Origin of the sequence: Sphingosinicella microcystinivorans, assembly GCF_027941835.1 — a bacterium.
Lineage (GTDB): Bacteria > Pseudomonadota > Alphaproteobacteria > Sphingomonadales > Sphingomonadaceae > Sphingosinicella.
The window spans coordinates 4,125,109-4,141,711 of sequence record NZ_CP116005.1; the positions used below are offsets into that span (position 1 = coordinate 4,125,109).

General features: G+C 61.8%; 16 protein-coding genes. 7 read left to right on the plus strand and 9 right to left on the minus strand.

The window, feature by feature from the left end; genetic code table 11:
* The first annotated feature begins 1 nt into the window (after position 1).
* From PE061_RS19910 to PE061_RS19930, 5 genes are all read left to right on the plus strand, one after another.
* Positions 2-916: a phytanoyl-CoA dioxygenase family protein gene (locus tag PE061_RS19910; RefSeq protein ID WP_271256944.1), complete on the plus strand. Its 915-nt coding sequence runs from the start codon at positions 2-4 to the stop codon at positions 914-916.
* Positions 913-1,524 carry a GntR family transcriptional regulator gene (locus tag PE061_RS19915; protein ID WP_271256945.1) on the plus strand — a complete coding sequence of 204 codons (612 nt, stop codon included), beginning with the start codon at positions 913-915 and terminating at the stop codon, positions 1,522-1,524. Before PE061_RS19910 ends, PE061_RS19915 begins: the two co-directional genes overlap by 4 nt.
* 100 nt (positions 1,525-1,624) lie before the next feature.
* Positions 1,625-1,750 (plus strand): hypothetical protein, encoded by a 126-nt coding sequence (locus PE061_RS19920; RefSeq protein ID WP_271256946.1) that lies wholly within the window; start codon positions 1,625-1,627, stop codon positions 1,748-1,750.
* 63 nt (positions 1,751-1,813) lie between these two features.
* Positions 1,814-2,470: a lasso peptide biosynthesis B2 protein gene (locus PE061_RS19925; RefSeq protein WP_271256947.1), complete on the plus strand. Its 657-nt coding sequence runs from the start codon at positions 1,814-1,816 to the stop codon at positions 2,468-2,470.
* Positions 2,470-4,179: an asparagine synthetase B family protein gene (locus PE061_RS19930; protein ID WP_271256948.1), complete on the plus strand. Its 1,710-nt coding sequence runs from the start codon at positions 2,470-2,472 to the stop codon at positions 4,177-4,179. Before PE061_RS19925 ends, PE061_RS19930 begins: the two co-directional genes overlap by 1 nt.
* 440 nt (positions 4,180-4,619) lie before the next feature.
* Here PE061_RS19930 and PE061_RS19935 read toward each other — a convergent pair whose 3' ends face one another.
* On the minus strand, positions 4,620-5,324 hold the full coding sequence (locus tag PE061_RS19935; protein WP_271256949.1) for a prolyl oligopeptidase family serine peptidase: 705 nt from the start codon (positions 5,322-5,324) through the stop codon (positions 4,620-4,622).
* Positions 5,325-5,543: 219 nt separating this feature from the next.
* Between PE061_RS19935 and PE061_RS19940 the strand changes: the two genes are divergently transcribed.
* Positions 5,544-6,824, plus strand: a complete 1,281-nt coding sequence (locus tag PE061_RS19940) for a tyrosine-type recombinase/integrase (RefSeq protein ID WP_003060765.1) — start codon at positions 5,544-5,546, stop codon at positions 6,822-6,824.
* 83 nt (positions 6,825-6,907) lie between these two features.
* Here the strand turns inward: PE061_RS19940 and PE061_RS19945 are convergent, their stop codons facing one another.
* Complete coding sequence (locus tag PE061_RS19945) at positions 6,908-7,555, minus strand: substrate-binding domain-containing protein (protein ID WP_020307796.1); 648 nt, start codon at positions 7,553-7,555, stop codon at positions 6,908-6,910.
* 106 nt (positions 7,556-7,661) lie between these two features.
* On the opposite strand from PE061_RS19945, the gene PE061_RS19950 reads away from it, so the two are divergent.
* A complete protein-coding gene (locus PE061_RS19950) occupies positions 7,662-7,955 on the plus strand; it encodes a helix-turn-helix domain-containing protein (RefSeq protein WP_003050003.1) in 294 nt (97 codons plus the stop codon).
* An 18-nt stretch (positions 7,956-7,973) separates the two neighbouring features.
* Here PE061_RS19950 and PE061_RS19955 read toward each other — a convergent pair whose 3' ends face one another.
* The 7 genes from PE061_RS19955 to PE061_RS19985 all read right to left on the minus strand — a co-directional run bounded on the left by PE061_RS19955 (position 7,974) and on the right by PE061_RS19985 (position 16,542).
* Positions 7,974-8,864 carry a LysR family transcriptional regulator gene (locus tag PE061_RS19955; RefSeq protein WP_003050005.1) on the minus strand — a complete coding sequence of 297 codons (891 nt, stop codon included), beginning with the start codon at positions 8,862-8,864 and terminating at the stop codon, positions 7,974-7,976.
* A gap of 187 nt (positions 8,865-9,051) precedes the next feature.
* On the minus strand, positions 9,052-10,569 hold the full coding sequence (locus tag PE061_RS19960) for a thymidine phosphorylase family protein (RefSeq protein WP_020307800.1): 1,518 nt from the start codon (positions 10,567-10,569) through the stop codon (positions 9,052-9,054).
* Positions 10,566-11,924, minus strand: coding sequence for an MBL fold metallo-hydrolase RNA specificity domain-containing protein (locus tag PE061_RS19965; protein ID WP_026320714.1), 1,359 nt, complete (start codon positions 11,922-11,924; stop codon positions 10,566-10,568). The genes PE061_RS19960 and PE061_RS19965 overlap by 4 nt, the downstream gene beginning before the upstream one ends.
* A 35-nt stretch (positions 11,925-11,959) precedes the next feature.
* Complete coding sequence (locus PE061_RS19970; RefSeq protein WP_271256950.1) at positions 11,960-12,538, minus strand: hypothetical protein; 579 nt, start codon at positions 12,536-12,538, stop codon at positions 11,960-11,962.
* A gap of 5 nt (positions 12,539-12,543) precedes the next feature.
* Positions 12,544-13,717 (minus strand): IS3 family transposase gene (locus PE061_RS19975; protein ID WP_420794306.1). Its coding sequence is split into 2 segments (ribosomal slippage): positions 12,544-13,435 and positions 13,434-13,717, totalling 1,176 coding nucleotides; the frame shifts between segments, so codons are not numbered across the junction.
* A gap of 57 nt (positions 13,718-13,774) precedes the next feature.
* Positions 13,775-15,607 (minus strand): xylulose 5-phosphate 3-epimerase, encoded by a 1,833-nt coding sequence (locus PE061_RS19980; protein WP_271256951.1) that lies wholly within the window; start codon positions 15,605-15,607, stop codon positions 13,775-13,777.
* A 38-nt stretch (positions 15,608-15,645) separates the two neighbouring features.
* Positions 15,646-16,542: a ribose-phosphate pyrophosphokinase gene (locus PE061_RS19985; RefSeq protein ID WP_003050021.1), complete on the minus strand. Its 897-nt coding sequence runs from the start codon at positions 16,540-16,542 to the stop codon at positions 15,646-15,648.
* Positions 16,543-16,603 lie beyond the last annotated feature (61 nt).

Here is a 16,603-nt window from a genome sequence, read left to right on the forward strand (position 1 = left end):
CATGCCCGCACCTGCTCTTGCCCTGCAAGGCGCCGACGACTGGACCTGCCGATTGTCCTCGCAAGGTTATTGCATCATCCCGGGATTGCTTCCGGAGGACGAAATCACGGCGCTCAATGCCGCGCTTGATCCGGATTTTGCGCAAACGCCGTTCTCGATCGGCGGCTTCTTTGGCGCGCGCACCAAACGCTTTGGCCGACTTCTTGTGCGAGCGCCTGCGGGAAGGCGCCTTGCAGAACATCCCACCGTGCTCGGCGTGGTTCAGAATATTCTCGGGCCCTGGTGCGATCACATACAGCTCAATCTCATGCAAGCGATCGAGATTCATCCTGGCGAACTCGCGCAGATGCCGCACCGCGATCAGGATATGTATCCGTGCGAGAAGGGCCGCATGGAATATCTCGTCAACGTCATGTGGCCGCTGGGGATCTTTTCCGAGGACAATGGTGCGACACGGATCTGGCCGGCCACCCACGGCGCGGCTGCGACCGCCGAATTGCCCGACGGCGCCGGCATTGCCGCGTGCTGCGGACCCGGCGACGCGATCCTGTTCCTGGGATCCGTTCTGCATGGCGGCGGCGCAAACCGGACGGCAACGCCGCGGCGCGGCATCGTCGTGGGCTATTCGCTCGGGTGGCTCAAACCTTATGAGAACCCATGGCTCGCCTATCCACCGGAGATCGCGCGGCAGTTCCCGGAAAGCCTGCAGGCGCTCATCGGCTATCGCCAGCATCGCCCCAACCTCAATAATTATGAGGGCCAATGCCCGTCAGTGCTGCTGCGCGGCGGCGCGCCCGGGCCGCTTGCCGCGGTGGATGCGCTGACGCCGGAGCAGACGGAGCTGATCGCCGCTTATGCGCGCCACGCAGCCTCCGGAAATGCGACAGCACAGGTGGCCAGCGACAGCGCGATATGAGCCCGGGCCTGACGATGGAGCGCGTTTACGACGCGCTCAAGACACACCTCATGTCGGGCGCGCTGCTCCCGCGCGAGCGCCTCGATCCCGCGCGCCTTGCCGTCGAACTCAACACGAGCACGACGCCGGTGCGCGATGCCCTGCACCGGCTGATGGGCGAGCGTCTTGTCGAGGGCTGGCCGCACGAGGGCTTTCATGTGCCCACCGTATCGGAAGTCCGGCTCCGCAATCTCTATACCTGGAACCAGATGCTGCTGACGACCTGCCTGAAATTACACACGCCAACAATCGCTGCCCTGACCGAACCGACGCGCGGCACGGACGCTCCCGATATTCCTCACGCCGTCGCGCAGCTGTTCGCGGAGCTGGCGCATCGCGCCGGTAATGAGGAATGGCACGCAGCGATCATCAACACCGGTAATCGGCTGCATGCGGTCCGTCATGCCGAGGCGCATGTCTTTGATGATCTCGAACCGGAATTCCAGGCACTGTCCGCCGCCAGCCGCACCTTGCAAGGCGCGCCGTTGCATCAGGCGATTGCACGCTATCACCGGCGACGTATCCGCGCGGTGGCTGCGATCTGCAGCGCATGCGGACAGGCGCGCTGATATTCGTTCTGCACGCGCCGTATAAAATTTCGATACCGTCAGGGTGCTCTATTCTCGGATCCTGTCGCTGGATTGCGACGAAACCAGAAGGAGAGCATACATGAAACGCACACAGAAGATGGATGTCCGCACGCTCGGCAAGGCGAGCGTCGAGACGAAGGGCCCGGTGGGATTCAACGGCGACGCGCAGCTCGCCCGCGACCCGGCCGGCCTCAGCCGCGACTGACAGGAGGGTGAGGACGCGCGGCCATGCGGCCGCGCGTCCAGCCTTCCGGCAGATCTCCGCAATATGGTCTGGACCCTGCCTCAAAGCGTCAGCTTCTGCGACGTTCACGGCCGGCTCGTCTTTCTCGACAGCGCGGCCGACCTCTACCTCAGTCTCCCCGAGGCTGCGGAAGCGGTATTCCGCCGCCTGATGGCAGGCGAGACCATCTTCGGCGCGCCCTCCGACATACCACCCGGGCTCGTCTCTGCAGGTCTGCTTGTCGAGGGACCGAAGGGTCAGCCGCTGGCACCCTGCAAATCTGCAGACATCCGCGCCAGCCTCCTCGACCAGCCCCCCGCGCCTGACAATCGTCATGTGCCGGGACTTGCCATCGCACTTGCACGAACGGCACTTGCTCTTCGTCTCATCGGGCTCGATCGAACGCTCCGCAAACTATCACATCATGCCCCTGCCCTGTCGACGCAGGACGCACACGCGAATGCTGGCCCTGTTGTCGCGGCGTTCGAGCGGCTGGGCATGCTCGCAACACCGCACGAGCAATGTCTGGTACGCTCGATCGCGCTCGGGCGCTATCTGCGCCGCCGCGGATTAGCTGTCGACATCGTTCTCGGCACACGGCTGCGCCCGTTCAGCGCGCACGCATGGGTCCAGCTCGGGGACACGGTCCTCAATGACCAGCTCGATACTGTGCGTAATTTCACGCCGATCCGTGTCGTGTGATGACGCCGCGCTTCCTTGCCAACATCCGCGCCTCGTCGCCTGATGACCGGATCGCCGCACGCATGAAGGATGCCGGGCTTGCCTGCATTCTCGCTTCCGAGCGTCTGCAGGTGTTCGCGGGCGGTATCGAGATGTGCCCTCTCGAGAACGACGTCGGTGTTATCCTCGGGTTGCTTCATGCCCATCCCCTGCGCAATGCCGGGCCGCCTGACACGCGCGCCATTCTCGCCACGAATGGACGCTGCCTCACCGCGTCCCATTGGGGAAATTACGTCGCCCTCTGGTCGGATGGCGCAGAGGTGCGAGCCTTGCGCGCACCGTTTGGAGATCAGGATGCTTTTTACAGCACACACCGCGGCAGTGTTGTCATCGCCTCCGACCTTGCACTTCTGGAAGCCGCGCTTCAGGCGCGCTTTACATGCGCATGGACGCACGTTGCCGCGCATCTCGCCGGGCGGGGCCTGCGCGGGGCGGACACCTGCCTTGCGGGCGTCCGCGAGTTGCTTGGCGGCGAATGTCTTGTGGCCAGCCCGGAGGGCATCGGTACGGAGACGCTCTGGTCGCCCTGGGATTTCACGCAGCCCGAAAGAGTGCTCACCATCGAGGAAAATGCGCAGCGTCTTCGCGAGCTTGCAGACACATGCATCGCCGCACGCGCCGCGCCGTTCGAACATATCCTCATCATGCTCTCGGGAGGTCTCGATTCATCTATCCTCGCTGCATCCGCTGCGAAGAGCGGTGCGCGGCTCAGCGCACTGACGTTCACCACCGGCGATCCGAGCGGCGATGAACGCCGCTACGCCGAAGCGGTTTCGGCCCATTTCGGCATTCCGCTTGTCAACGCAGAGCTCGCGCTCGACGCGGTTGATATCAGCCGGTCCGCCGCCGCGCATTTGCCCCGCCCGATTGCGCGCGCGTTCGCGCAGGCGATCCGCGCTTGCAAGCGCGAGGCCGCGTCAGGCATCGGCGCCGATGCCGTCTTCGATGGCGGCGGCGGCGACAATCTGTTCTGTTCGCTTCAATCTGCAGCGCCGCTCGCCGACCGGCTGCGCGCCCGGGAGATTGGCCCGTCGGTATGGCGGACAGCGCTCGACATTGCGGAGCTCGCGGATAGCAATGTGCTGACGGTCGCAGCGCATGGGATTGCGCGCGCATGGTTCAGACCGCCGGACTATCGGTGGCAGCCGGATTTGCGCTTTCTGTCGGGCGATGTCGCAAGGGCTGCATCAGCACTTGCGACGCACCGGTGGCTCAAGACCCCGCGCGGCGCGCTTCCAGGCCGCGCGGCACATGTTGCCCTGATGATTGCGGTTGAGAACCTCATCGAAACGTGGCCGGGGCCGCTGCCCGAACTGGCGCCGCTTATGGCGCAGCCGCTCATCGAGCATTGTCTCGGCATCCCGAGCTGGGAGTGGGTTCGCGCCGGCCACAACCGATGGGCCGCGCGGCAGGCGTTTGCGGAGAGGCTCCCGCGGATGATCACGGCGCGGCGTTCGAAAGGTACGCCGGACAGCTTCTCGGCGGCGCTGTACGAGACGGGCCGAAGTACGCTTTCGGAACTGCTGCTGGACGGTGTTCTCGTGCGTGAAGGCATTCTGGACCGGGCCGCACTCGAAAACACCCTCCGCGATACCACGCCGGTCAAGGGGCACGACCATTTGCGTATTCTCGCCATTGGAGATGTCGAGGCCTGGGCGCGCGGCTTTTGACGCGTCACCCAGGCCGACTGCGCCCTCAGAGGCAGGCCGGCAGATTTGTAGTCAATGGTCCGCTGATTGGTATTTTGAAATGCCGCCATCCAGAGCGTGTTCGGCAACAACCGCCGATATCATGGCTGTCAGGGTCAGTGGCTCGTGGTACGCTTGACGCCGGAACGCTGACTCGCACGCGCCAGCCGGGTGGTCCAGGACCGGAGTGCAGTTCACGCGAAAACTGTTCTTGCATGATCCTCGAAGACCCGACGGAGCCATTCCTGTTTTCCCGCTCTGCCAATTTAACCCGGCTCATTCTGGCTTCCGCGATGGGTTTCCCGATACGACGCCCGTCAAGGGGGCACAACCATTTGCGCATTCTCACTGCCGCAGATGTCGAGGCCTGGGCGCGCGGTTTTTGACGCGTCACCCAGGCCGACTGTACCCTCAGGGACTGGCTATTTCGGAGGCTGGCGCATCGCCTCCCAGCGCCTGTATTGTGCTGCCTTCGCAGGACTGTCATCGCGCTTGCCGCGGAGCCAGAATTCGAACCAGTCGAGGCTGCGTTCCCACGTTGCCTGCTTGTGGACAGGTTGCCACCGGATGTGGCGCTCGTCGGGGTAGATGTACATCTCGACAGGCTTTCCGAGTTCAGTCAGCGCCGTCCAAGCCTGAAGCGAAAGCAGATATTCCTGGTCGGCGAGCTGCATCAGGATCGGCGTATCGATGCGCGCAGCATTCTGTGCGATCGATGCCGGCGCCCAGAATTCCGGGTCAGGCTTCGTCGCTTTCGGATACCCCTGCCCCTGCATCGCGCGCGCCCAGACGGGACCGCCGTAGGTCGTCACCGATTCGGGTTCGATGCAGCAGCTGCTCATCGCCGCGGCGGCAAACAGATCGGAGTTGATGAGTGCGAAGGCGACGGTGCTGGCACCGTCGCTGAGCCCCGTAATGCCGATGCGGGCCGGGTCGGCGATGCCCATGTCGATCACCTTGCGAACACCGGTCTCAAGCCCCGAGAGGAGGCTGCGCCGTTCGGCCCAGCCCTTGTTGTTGATCGTCATCAGCTCGTTATCATCCTTGGGGTTCGCCTTCGCCGTCGCGTAAAATGGCGTCTGTTCGTAGCTGAGCACGGCAAATCCGCGCGCAGCAAAGGCGTGCACCGGATAATCCTCTCCGGTCCCGCCGCGCAGGAAACCGTCGCTGTGATACTGGATAACTACGATTGAGGTCTACTGGCGTCTATCAACCTCCATGGAACAACTCTAAGTCTATGTTTTTAAAGGGTTGATCGTCCATCGAGCGATTCTGAAAGCTGGACAAATCCAGTGCTCATGTGTGTAATGGAGTGTGTAACGGGCCAAACTGGAGGCGTTATACACATGGCACTCACAGCACTCAATCTTCTCTCGGCGCGCAAAGTGGAAACGGCGCAGCCCAGGCCCAAGGTGTACCAACTCCGGGACGGAGGCAGCCTCTTTTTGCGCGTTCAGCCCAACGGCTCCAAGCTCTGGTGGTACCGCTACCGGCTGGGCGGCGCTGAACAGGTGTACTCAATCGGGGTGTACCCAAAGGTCACGCTGGAGGCAGCCCGTGCGGAACGGGACCGGGCAAAGGCGTTGGTCAAGAAGGGCCTCGACCCCATCGTGGAGAAAAAGGCGGCGATCGCCCTCCAGGCCGACACATACGAACGCACGTTCGAGACCGTTGCTCGGGAGTGGATCGTCAGCAATGCTCACTGGAGCGAGTACTACACCAACCAGGTCACCAGCTACCTTGAGAAGGATGTTTTCCCCCGGATTGGCAAGTTGCCGATCAGCAGCATCAGGGCTCCACATCTGCGCCCCATCATCAAGGATGTGGCGGCTCGTGGCGCGAAGACTGTGGCGATCCTCATCCGCCAGTGGTGTGGGCAAATCTTCAGTTATGCGGCTGCCCAAGGTCTCTGCGAATACGATCCTGCCGCCTTGCTCAAGGGACTGGTCAAGCGCCCTCAGGTCCGCCACAACCCTCCGTTGACATGGGCAGAGATCCCGGACTTTCTCAATCGTGTGGACAACGAAGGGGGTTACCAGACGACAGTCCTCGCCCTCAAGCTGATGGCTTTGACCTACGTGCGCACCGTAGAACTGCGCAAGGCCTCCTGGGAAGAGTTCGACCTGGACAACGCCATGTGGTCGATTCCGTCCGAGCGCATGAAGATGCGACGCCCCCATCTGGTTCCCCTGTCACGGCAGGCGGTGGCCGCTCTTAGGGAACTACATGCTCTAACTGGCGGCGGCAAAGTATTGTTCCCGAGCTACAGAAAGCCGGGACAAGTGATGTCGGCAACGACGCTCAATCAAGCACTCAAGCGCATGGGTTATGGCGGACGGTTTTCGTCCCATGGCTTCCGCTCGACCGCAACGACGATCCTTGGACTGTTGGGATATCCGGAGAAGCGGGTCGATCTTCAACTCGCTCATTCCAAAAAGAGCAAGGACTCATCGCGCGCGCCCTACGATCACACGAAGTTTGTGGAGTCCCGCAAGGTAATCATGCAGGACTGGGCTGACATCCTTGACTCATTGCAGGCAGGGAAACCCGTTGAAGGGGTCACGAAGGCGTTTGGCCCCATGTCGAAGCGTAGAACGGCGCTGCTCCGTGTCATAGAGCGCGAGTGATGTCTGCTGCTTGGCGAGTGGAATGCCTAATGCACGTGTAGCACCTTGAACTGAAGACGCAGAACGAGGACATTGGCACTCGACTAGGTTGGAGCATTCTTGGCGACCTGCAGTGCTCTGCGCTCGAACCGCTCTGAAACAACGTCGGCTTGTCCGCAGGGCCGCTGCAGGTGGGTCACGATCTCGTAGGGTCCGTCAGACAGCGGCCGTGTGTGAATGCCCCATCCCTGCGCATGCTCAATGCGCGATTGCGCGGATACCCCGACGCCGTAGCCGGCAGCGACCCATAGCGCGATCATCTCGAAGGAAGAGACACGCTGAATGTTCTGTTGACTCACCGCGGGAAGAGAAGGCAGCCGCTGATCCAGCAAAGGGCAATTCTCTGCAGGCCAGCGAAAGACGGAGTAGTCCAACAGTTCGGCGATCGTGAGCTTCGCCTGGTCAAGTAAGGGAAAGCGCAACGGCATGGCGACGGCCATGTTCTCGGTCCATAGAGGTTGGCTTTTCAGCGACGGATCGCTCGATCCTTCAAGCGTCATGCCCGCGTCGTAGCGGCCTTCCCGAAGTCCCGCAATCAAATCATCGGCTGTGACCTCATGAAACGAAATGGTGACTTCCGGCTCTTCCGCACGCTGCAACGCAAGCAATGCCGAAAGATGCGATGACGGTACGCCAGGCGCTATGGCAAGCCTGAAATTGGAAAAGGAAAACTGGCTGGTGGCGTCGTGCATGAGAGCCCCCACAAAGCGATCGGATCAAAAAGGCGAGCCACCATGATAGCCAAAAGAGATATCTTTAACGTGGTTAAATTCGGTCGATTGATCGACGCTTCTGGTGATGCAGAAGCGCAGCGTTCAACCGGGCCGCCCCCCTGGCACAACCACCTATGAAGCCGAGCCGGCACTGGCCTTCGGCCAAGCGGTGCGTGCTGCCCGCTTGGCGCAGGGAGTCGCTCAGGATGAATTCGCGTCCATGGCTGGTATAGCTCGCTCGCATATGGGCAAGATCGAGCGTGGGGAGCACATGCCCACGCTCGCATTGATACTGAAAATCTCCGCTGCCCTCAGCATAAGTGCGGCAGAGCTGATGAGTGCAACGGAACGCAATCTTCGTGCCGATGCCCAATCTTAAGTGGTGCGGTCCGTTGCGTCAGTCGCTCGAAGGGTCCCGGAGGCGGTCGATAAATCGCACCAGCGAAGCCGATGAGTTGCTGCTTTCGAGTCGAAGCAGGTAGGTGGTGATCACGGCTGTATCCAGCGCCAATGGACGGATCACCACGTCCGGTCGCTGGCTGACCGGAATCTTGGTCGCCGTCATGAAGCCCACGCCGTAGCCGGCACCGACCAAGGTGAGCATCATGTCCAGCGAGGAAACCTCCTCAACGACATTCAGTTTGTGTTCCTGGGTCTGCAGGAGGCGCGCCAACTCGCGGCAGTAGCCTTCGCACACCTGGGGATCGCACAGGACAAGAGGATGCCCCCGGAGTTCATGGAGTGGAACCTCCTTGTGGACGAGCAGTGCGTGCCGGGCTGGCAAGGCGACCACCAGCGGGTCCTGCCAGATAGGTTCGGCGACGATGCCATCACCGACGTCGGCGGTATGAGCGAATCCGATGCAGAAGTCGCCCGAGCGCAGGCCGCGCAACTGCTCGGCCAAAGGCACTTCGGACATCCGTATCTCGATCTCGGGTTCTTCGGCACGGCAACGGGCTAGAAACGCCGACAGCCGGGGATCGAGCGCGCCGTCGGATACGGCGATGCGCAGGCTGCCTCGCAAGCCCGCCGCGACAGCCTTGACGTTCTCGCGGGCCTGCTCCAGGACGGTGAATAGCCGGCGAGTGTCCTGCAGGAACACGGCACCCGCAGCGGTCAGTCGGGTGCCCCGGCGGTCCCGGTCGAAGAGCACAGCGCCTAACTCGTCCTCAAGCTCCTTGATGGCGCGGGACAGAGGAGGTTGCTCAATGTGAAGACGCTCAGCCGCCCGTGTGAAATGAAGTTCTTCGGCCAAAACGATAAAGCAACGCAGGTGCCGCAGTTCCATGAGCAATGTTCCTATTCAGGCGCTGACGACCTCCTTCTGTTTGCTCCACGCGATGCAGGTTGAAAACTTCTTTTAAGCGATGTTTTTTCATATGTTCTTGAGCATGAGATGTAGGCGTTCAACTTTTCCAAACGAGAGGCCGGGCTGTGTTTGACCGAGCATTCAAGAGCCCTGTTTATCCACGGCGCTAAGGTTCAATCTTTACAATGTCCCCAATGCCTTGTACGTATGCGAGTGCATAGGCCATCTCTCCAGAGGTTTGCGCATGCAAAAACATCAATGGTTGTCCGCGTGTTATCTCGTCACCTAAGCGCACCTGCAATTGAATCCCTGCGGCTGGACTCTCAGGCGCACCGGCCAATTTGGCTAAACGAGAAAGCTTACGGTTGTCGATGTGTACTGCTCGGCCTGAAGTGGTTGCCAAAAGCGGTTCGACATAGAGAGCTTGGGGCGGCTCACGAAATCCCCCCTGAGCCGCGCAGATTCTCTGAAATTTTTCCCACGCGCGGCCACTGCTGATCGTCTCATGAGCCAACCGAAGTCCCTCCCCTTCTTTGGCGACGCCGCCAAGCTCAAGCACCGCGCCCGCCACCAACGCCACGCGGTCACATAGGTCTTGCGGCGCATCCGCCTCGTTGCGCAATACGGCCAACACGTCGCGCGCCTCCAACGCCGGGCCGATACCTCTGCCGACAGGCTGATTCCCGTCTGTAAACAGGCAACGCAATACAAGGCCAAATGACGCGGCGACTTCCGAAAGGTGATGCGCAAGATGCTCGGCAGTTTCCCGGCTGCGGACTTTTGCGGTTGGCCCAACCGGAATATCGATCACGATGTGGGTCGCCCCTGCTGCAATCTTCTTGGATAACACCGAGGCAATCAGTTGTCCTTGCGTGTCGATATCCAGTTCACGCTCAATACGCACGAAGATGTCGTCCGCGGGGCTGAGGTGCATCGCGCCGCCCCACGCCACGCATCCACCCTCTTTCTCCACGACCTTTCTGAGCGTATCCAGGTCCAGGTCTACAGGAGCCAGCGTTTCCATGGTGTCCGCGGTGCCAGCGGGAGAGGTGATGGCGCGTGATGAGGTCTTGGGCATCACCAATCCATTGGCTGCGGCGATGGCAACCACCAACGGCGTGGTGCGATTTCCCGGTAATCCGCCCACGCAATGCTTGTCCACAACAATCGGAGCCTGCCATTGCAGGTGATCCCCGACATCGACCATCGCACGGGTGAGATGGATGGTCTCTTGCATATCCAGAGGCAGTACCGCCGTTGCGGTCAGGAAGGCCGAAAGTGCGACATCGGTATAGCGACCATCGACCACATCACGGACGATCGCCTGCAACTCCGTCGTTTGCAGTCGGTGGCCGTGAATTCGCGCACGCACGGCCGACAACGATTCGAGCAGCGGAGGATGCCGAACCTGCACAAGATCGCCCTCATGAATGTCCAGGGCATCCCAGGCGGCCTCGGACAGAGCGATCTGTCCGGTTTTGAGCAGATCGCTGTCGATTTGGTACAGTAGCGCTTGCACAGTGCGGTCGCCGGCAATGATCAGTACCTGTGACCGCGGTGCCAGCCCTTCGGCACGGCAGACATGGCAATCGGTACGCATCAAGACGACGGGTTGATGCTGGGCATGCAGTCGCATGCGCAATGCTTGCAAGGCGGGTGTCTGGGGAGTGATGCGGGCACTCACAGGGCGAACTCCTGGTTTTGCATGGGCACCGATGCGTGCCATTTGAGTTCGCGCTGGATACGTTCGCGCAGCGCCTCGGAGGCATCGGATTCACCGTGAACAATGAACACCCCTTCCGGCGCCCGGGTAAAGCCGCCCAGCCATCGCATCAGTTCATCGCTGTCGGCATGAGCCGACAACATCGGAAGCTCGGCGACCTCCGCATTGATCGGCATCCAGCGTCCATGAATCTTGACTTCGCGAGCGCCCTCAAGCAGTTTGCGTCCGCGCGTACCTGCGGCCTGAAATCCAGAGAACAGCAGCGTGTTCTGATGAATGCCGCCAAACGCTTCTATGTGATGCAACACGCGGCCACCGGTGGCCATGCCGCTGGCGGAAATAATCACCTTGGGGTAGCGATTCGCCGATAGTGCCTTGGACTCTTCAACGTCGCGCACGTATTTGACTTCCGAAAATGCGGCCTCGAAATCGTGTTGCGTGAGCTTGTGGTCGTCGGAGTGGCGGTGCAGCAGCACAGTTGCGTTGGTGGCCATCGGACTGTCCAGATAGACGGGCACGTTGCGGAGCCGACCGCGCTGTCGCAGCAGCCACAAGTCGTAGATCAACGACTGCGCTCGTCCCACGGCAAAAGCGGGAATTACCACCGTGCCTCCGCGGCGAGTCGTGCGCTCGATGATGTCGCCCAGCGCTTCGACGGCATCGGAACGGTCATGACGACGATTGCCATAGGTGGACTCGATGATGATGTAGTCCGCTTCCGTGACTGGTTCAGGATCAGGCATGACCATGTCGTCAAAGCGTCCCAAGTCGCCGGAGAACACCAAACGCTTGCCGCCAATGTCGATCTGAGCCGTCGCCGCCCCAAGAATGTGACCGGCGCTGCGCAGCAGTAGACGGGCATTGCCCGGCAATTCAGTCTCTTGATGCAGCGGCACCGGTTTGAACTGCAGGAGCGTACGTTCTGCATCCCGAACCCGATACAGCGGAAGGGCTGGCTTGTGTTTGGAAAATCCTTTTCGATTGGCGAAATCGGCGTCCTTCTCCTGCAACCAGGCGCTGTCGAGTAGGATGAGTTCGGCGACATCTCGCGTGGCTGAGGTCGAGAAAATCTTCCCGCGGAACCCGTCCAGCACCAATCGGGGCAGATACCCACAATGATCCAGGTGCGCATGCGTTAATACGACCGCATCGATGTCCTTGGGCTCAACTGCCAGGCGCTGCCAGTTAAGTTCGCGCAGGTTTTTCAATCCCTGGAACAGTCCGCAGTCGATCAAGATGCGGGTATTGCCATGGGTGATAAGGTGTTTGGAGCCGGTGACGGTGCCGGCACCGCCCAGGCTGGTCAATGAGAGCATGTATTTGTCTCCCCTCTTGTTTGTGGGTTGTGAAATCAGGAACCGGCGCGGTCGCCGCGGACCGCGTCAGAACCACTTGAAATTCGCTCGTCGGTCGCGGCCGCAGCAACCTGCGAACTGTTCCGGCCGGTCACTTGCGCAGCGGCATAGATGGCGTCCACCCAGGTGCAGCGGTTGGCGATCAACATTCCAGCCACATCGAGCGTGCCGCCGCGGTTGATGTAGCCCAAAGCCCGCGTCTTCGAGGTGCCGCTGTCAATGCGGCGCAGCACACCCAGCATCGGCTCTGGGCGGGTATGGCTTATTAACACGCGAGGCAAGTGAGGCGGGAAGAGTGCTTGCAGGGCTTCGTCACCGACCACGAAGGTGGCCTCAAGGTCATCTCGCGGAATGCGCAGGCGGCCGGGTTCGATCACTACAGTGACGCACGACGCAAGTCCATGGCGCTCCAGGCGGGCGTGGGCTTTGAACGCTTCCTCCAACTGGTAGGCGCCAATCACCACGAACTGCAGTTGTGCTGTAGCCGGATCGCCGGCTACATGGGCTGCTCCGTGCTCAACCAGCGATTGAGCGGCGGCGGCGTTGAAGTGATCTTCCTCCGGTTGTGCGGACACTAGGGTTAGCCCGTCATGCGTTGCTCGGCCTGTTCGGGGGTGAGATACCCGAGCGCCGAGTGCATGCGATGCCGATTATAATAGCCTTCGATATATCCGAACAGAGCCTGCCGGGCTTCGACGTGCGTTGCCCAGCGGCATTGATGGACCAGTTCGACCTTCAGCGTATGAAAGAAGCTCTCCATCGGCGCGTTGTCGTAACAGTTTCCGGTGCGGCTCATCGACGCGGTCGCGCCGATCGCGGTGAGTTGATCGACATAAGCCCCGGCGGCATATTGCGATCCGCGATCGGAGTGATGCACGAGTCCGCGTGCTGGTCGCTGCCGTTGGGCGGCCATCATCAACGCAGCGAGCGTCAGTTCGGTGCGCATGTGATCCCGCATCGCCCAGCCCACGATCTTGCGCGTCGCCAGATCGAGCACGGCCGCCAGATACAGCCAGCCTTCGCCGGTCGGGATATAGCTGATATCGGCCAGCCACACGCGGTTCGGCGCCGTTGCTTCGAAGCGCTGCGCTAGCAGGTTCGGCGCGATCGGCAGGTAATGGCGGCTGTCGGTCGTCGAGGGCCGAAAGCGGCGACCGGCAAGCGCACGAATGCCGTGACGGCGCATCAGCCGCTCGACACGACCGCGGCTGCAGCCGCGCCCTTCCGCGCGCAGCGCGGCATGCATCCGGGGACTGCCGTATCGCCCGGAATGCCGCGCCTGGATCCGGCGGATATCGGCGAGCAACACGGCGTTCTCCGTCATGCGCATACTCGGCGGTCGATCGCGCCAATCGTAATAGCCGCTGCGCGACACACCGAGCATGCGGCACATGACGCTGACCGGCCAGGGGCCAGCATGGGCGCGGATGAACTGGAACTTCACCGTGGCATCTCCGCGCAAATGCCGACCGCTTTTTTAGAATGTCGCGCTCCATGCGCGTGCGATCGAGCTCGCGGCGTAGCCTGGCAATCTCCGACGCCTGATCCGCCGGCGACGCCATCGACGATGATAGCGGCTTCGCCGCAGGCACTGTCCCCTTGATCTCCAGTGCCCGTTGCCAGCGCCTCAACATCGTCGGCATGATACCCAACTCACGCGCAACGTCGGCCTGCATCCGACCGCTCGTCTCCCATAGCGTCACCGCCTCGCGCTTGAACTCGTCCGTGAAATATCGCTTCCCAACCTTTGCCATCTTACACCTCCTGGCTCCAATGAGCCCTTCATCGGTGTCCGCGCAACCGGGGGAAGATCAGAAGTGATTCGGCGTGTCGCGCTTGGAGACCACCACACAGGCCACTTGGCCCCGGCTGGCGTAGACCGCTCGCAGCGCGGCGGACGCCGTGTTGGCATCCACCGGGAACAACACGCGTGCGGTGTCCGACATCTCCCCCAGCAATGCTTCGCCAATGGTCGGGTCCTGGTGTGACTGCTCGTTCTTGCTGTTCTCCCAGGTGTGGGATGTGACGATCAGCGGGACGGAGATCCAGCCTGGCGGCTGGCCCAGCTCCTTCTGCCGACGCGCGAAGATGATCTCCTGGCGCATCAATCCAAGCATCTTGACCGCGAATGCCTCGTAGCTGACGATCAGGTTCAGCCCCCCTTTGTTGGCGAGGGCGGCGGCCGCAACGGCTTCTTCATTGAGTGCGGTGACCACCGAGCCATCCGTCGATTCCGGGACGCCGGGTTCGGGCACGTTGACGCGGTGCTTGAGCAGCGCTAGCGTGGTCCCCATCTTGTTGCTGGCCAGTTCATCGGGATTGCCGATCCGGATGCGCAACTGTGGATTTGCCTGCACTAGCTCCACGAACCAACGGTCCAGTGCGGACATGGCGCTGCCCGATACCTCAGTTGGCGCCCAGGCCGGCATCGGCAGATGAGGGCTCGCTGGATGGCGTAGGGCCATGGGGTGCTCGCTTTCGCGCGAGCGCTGGCTCTGGCCGTGATTCGCAAGGACGGTGAGCGCGTTTTCCAGTTCGCTCTCGGGCACGAACAGCGCCGCAGCCCCTGCGTTGAAGGCCTCGCGTGCCTGCGCATCCTCGCGCGGATTGCCGTTCAGCGGCAGGTTGTGGGCGGCATTGGTCGCCGCGCCCGGGAAGCCAAAACCTTTCTCCGTCTCGGCGATCACGTAGGGCAGCTTGACCGGATAGCGCCGATCCGAGCGTGCGGCGAAGGCGCTCAGCGTGTCTTCGGCTTCAACAATGGCCCATGCGATCGCCATCGGATCACGTCCATCAACGATGACGGGATCGAAGCCGTTGTGGCGCAGATCTTCGGCCAGCCAGGTAGCGCCACCTTCCTGCACGATCTGGGTGCGCTGCTCGATGCGCCGTCCGTTGAGAATCATGACCGGGATGGCGAAGCCGCAGTCCTCGGCGCGCCACCAGCGCGGCGCCCAGTCCGAGCCACGTTGTTCCTCGAAAGCGCCATCACTGAGGAATGCCACCAGGCTTTCTCCCGGCAACGGCGTGTGCACATACTGCAGCCCGGCGAACCCCAGATAGCCGCCTTCGGAGATCGCGCCGGCCGTGTTCGGCCCGGCATGGCTACCCAGCGGTACCGCGGGCCGACCCTGCTTATCGATGGCATAGGAGTAGAAGTCCGCGATCAGGAGCGACAGGCCCGCCTCGCTGCGGTCGTAGCGTCCACGCTGGGCGGCGGATACATCGCCGGTCAGTGCGTTCACCGCCTCGATCGCGGCCACGCAGTGCCCCTGCCCCATGAGCCAGCCGCGTGTCGTCCCGGTCAGCGCGTTGGCCAACAGATAACCCACGAAGGCTGGCACCATGTTGAGCGAGCCGCCGGTGTGGCCTTCGGGCGTTTGTTTGAAATCATCGGAGCCCAGTGGGCAGCCGCTTCGGTCGATGCGCCGGGCATAGGTCATATGCGCCACTACGCTCATGGCCGTGCAGGCCACCCGGTCGGCTGCAGCCAGCAGCGCATGGGCCGAGGCTTCGTCTGCTATACGCCTTTGCGCGACCAGACGTTGCACTAGGGCCTGCATACGTTCGATGGTTTCAGACCTGTGCGCGATGGGCCCGTAACCAGCACGCCAATCGGTTGCGAGGTTAGCTTGAGAGGACATTTCAGGTCTCCTTGAAAATAGTTGGATCGATAAAAAGATCAGCCTCGCGGATCGGTTTTCCCGCTAGAGAGAGCGTCGGCAATCAGCGAAGCGAGACCAATCCGGTTGCTCGGATGCGGTACTGCGTCGGTGGACGTAATTCGGGCAAACAACGGTGTCAATTGGGCCCAGGCATCCTCGGCGAACAGGGCATGCACCACTACGCACTCCGGCTTGCGCATTCCTTGCTCGGCGAGCTTGCGCGCCGCGACGGCGAGCGTGCGGCCTGATGATGCGATGTCGTCCACAAGCACCGGCGTTCTGCCGCGCCAGATCGACAGGTCGGGAACATCGATGTCCACGCTGCGATCGCCATGGCGTGTCTTGCGAAGCACAGCGTGCGGTACGCCGATGCGGGACGCGATGGCGCCGGCCCACTGCTCGCTTTCCTCGTCGGGGCCCACGATCAAAGGTTCTTCGACATGATTCGCGATCCAGTCGGCCAGCAGTGGTGCGGCATGCAAGGTGATGGTGGGGATCGTGTAGACCGCTGATAGTGTCGGATAGCGGTGCAGATGCGGATCCACCGTGAGCAGCTTGTCGAAGGTCGATGAGACCAGACGTGCGAAGGACCGCGACGTCACGCTTTCTCCGTCATGGAATCGCTTGTCCTGGCGCATGTAGGCCAGATACGGTGCGATCAGGTTCACCTCTTGCGCGCCAAGTTCGCGCGCCGCGTCAGCGGCAAAAGCCAGAAGCAGGAACTGCGGATCAGGATGGGCCAGCGTGCAAATCACATCCACGATCCGATCGGCAGGTTCGCCATGCAACCGGACATAGCTCTCGCCATCGGGGAATCGGCGCGTTTCGATGCGGCCGGCTTCGCTGCCGCATGCCTGCGCGATGCCGCGGGCCAGATCTTCATTGCCGGGTAGGGCCAGGGTGAGTCGTTGCATCCATTTATCTCCTTATTTGTTGTCCTTGGTCTCTTATCGAGCGCGGGTGCCTTATCGTTCA